A 2671-nucleotide genomic window follows, 5' to 3' on the forward strand; every position below is an offset into this window, starting at 1 on the left:
ACGGCACCCCACCCAACTGGCACACCTACTACCACCACACCAAACCCCAACCCACCCCCCTCCCCACCTACCCCTTCCAACACACCCGCTACTGGATGGAATCCGCTGCTCCGGCCGGCACCCTGGACCACCCGTTCCTCGACGCCGCGGTCGGGCTCGCGGACGGCGACCGGTTCCTCCTCACCGGGAGCCTGTCCCTGACGGAGCACCCGTGGCTCGCCGACCACGCGGTGCACGGCGACGTCCTGCTGCCCGGAACCGCCTTCGTGGAACTCGCGATGCAGGCCGCACACCACGTCAACCACGCGTTCCTGGCGGAACTCACCCTCGGGGCGCCGCTCGTCCTCACCGAGGAGACCGGTGTCCACGTCCAGGTCCTGGTGGACGAGCCGGACACCGGCGGCCGGGCGGTGAGCGTCTTCAGCCGCCCCGCTGACGCCTCGCCCGACGAGCCGTGGGCCAAGCACGCGGAGGGCCGGCTCCTCGCGGACCGTCCCGCGCCCGCCGGCGGCGATCTGATCGTCTGGCCGCCGTCCGGGGCCACGGTTCTGGACACCGACTCCTGCTACGCCGAGAGCTCCGAGCGGCAGTACGGCCCCGCGTTCCAGGGGCTGCGCCGCGCCTGGGTGCAGGACGACGTCCTGTTCGCCGAGGTGGTCCTCGGCGCGGAGCAGGCAGCCGACGCGGACGGCTTCGCGATCCACCCGGCGCTGCTGGACGCCGCGCTGCATCCCCTGGGGCTCGCGCCGTCCGGCGTCACCGGCGACGCGCCGCTGGTCCCGTTCTCCTGGAACGACGTGGCCGTGCCCGCGGCCGGCGCGAAGGAGCTGCGGGTACGGATCTCTCCCGTCACGTCCGAGGCGGTGTCGCTGCTGATCGCCGACGCGTCGGGCGCCACTGTGCTCGAGGTCGGCCGGCTCACCCTGCGCCCGTTGCAGCGCGGCGCCGGGCAAGGGTCGCGCTCGCTGTTCCGGACGTCGTGGGTGCGGTCGGCACCGGCGGCACCCGTCACCGAGCCGGCGGTCGTCTACCTTCCCCCCGCCACGGGTGAGGACGCCGTCGAGGCCGCCGCTCGGACGCTCACGGCCCTGCAGCAGTGGGTGACGGACGACCAGGAGGCGGACGCCCGGCTGGCCGTGCTCACCACCGGCTCCTGCCTGCTGGACACCGACGCCGCGCCCGAGACCGCCCGGTCCCTGGCGAACGCGGCACTGTGGGGGCTGACGCGGTCGGCCCAGTCGGAGCATCCGGACCGTTTCGTGCTCGTCGACGTCGACGACCTCGATGCGGACTGGCAGCCCGCGGTGGCGGCCGCCGTGGCGGCTGGTGAGACCCAGATCGCGATCCGCGGCGGCGAAGCGCACGTCCCGCGACTGGTACGGGCCACCCCTGGCGGTACCGAGGGCCCGGACTGGTCGTCCGCGACCGTGCTGATCACCGGGGCCACCGGTGCGCTCGGCGGTCTCGTCGCCCGGCACCTCGTGGCGGAGCACGGCGCGACGGACCTGCTCCTGGCCGCGCGGCGTCCCGTCCCGGCGGAGCTGAGCGACGAGCTGACCCGGGCGGGGGCGCACGTCACGTCCGTCGCCTGCGACGTCACCGACCGGGCGGACCTGGCCGCCGTACTGGCCGCCGTACCCGCCGACCGGCCGCTCGCCGTCGTCCACTGCGCGGGTCTCGTCGACGACACGGTCCTCGGCAACCAGACCCGCGGCCACCTGGAGCGGGTCTTCGCGCCGAAGGCGACCGCGGCCTGGCACCTGCACGAACTCACCCGCGACCGCGACGTCACCGCGTTCGTCCTGTTCTCCTCCGCCGCCGCCACCCTCGGCTCACCCGGCCAGGCCAACTACGCCGCCGCCAACGCCTACCTGGACGCCCTCGCCCACCACCGCACCACCACCGGACACCCCACCACCAGCCTCGCCTGGGGACCGTGGGCCACCGGCATGGCGGCCACCGTCGCCGCCAGGACGGGCGTCCGGCCGCTGCGGGACGCCGAGGGGCTGCAGCTGTTCGACGCCGCCCTGACCACTGGTGTCCCCGTCGTCGTCCCGATGCACCTCGACGCGCACGCGGTCGTCGGCGATCACGGGCCGGTTCCCCCGCTGCTGCGCGCGCTCGTGCCGACGGCACCGCGCCGTGCCGACGACCGGGCTGCGGGCACCTTCGCCGAGCGGCTGCGGGCCATGAGCCCGGCGGACCGCGACGCCGCGCTGCTCGCGTTCGTCCGCACCCAGGTCGCGGCCGTGCTCGGACATTCCGGCCCGCAGACCGTCGACTCGGGGCGGGCCTTCAGCGACCTCGGCTTCGACTCGCTCACCTCGGTGGAGTTGCGCAACCGTCTCAACGCGCTGACCGGGCTCCAGCTCCCGGCGACTCTAGTCTTCGACCACCCGAACGCGTCATCGCTGGTGGATCACCTGCGGGACACGATGTTCGGCGCGTCCCCGGCCGACAGCGCGCCGGAGGCCGTCACCGCGTCCCAGGACGACGACCCGGTGGTCGTCGTCGCGGTCGGGTGCCGCTACCCCGGCGGCGTCGGCAGCCCGGAAGACCTGTGGCAGCTCGTGACGTCCGGTGGTGACGCGATTTCGGGGTTCCCGCAGGACCGCGGCTGGGACCTGGCCGGAATCCTCGACCCCAACCGCCCCGGCGGCTCGATCACCCG

Annotated in this window: 1 protein-coding gene; it reads left to right on the forward strand. The window is 74.5% G+C overall.

The window, feature by feature from the left end:
• Nucleotides 1-2671, forward strand: a 2671-nt coding sequence (locus AC0B61_RS37120) for a type I polyketide synthase (RefSeq protein ID WP_471746945.1), incomplete at both ends; no start/stop codon positions are given.

This window comes from Kitasatospora sp. NPDC023385 (assembly GCF_055664045.1).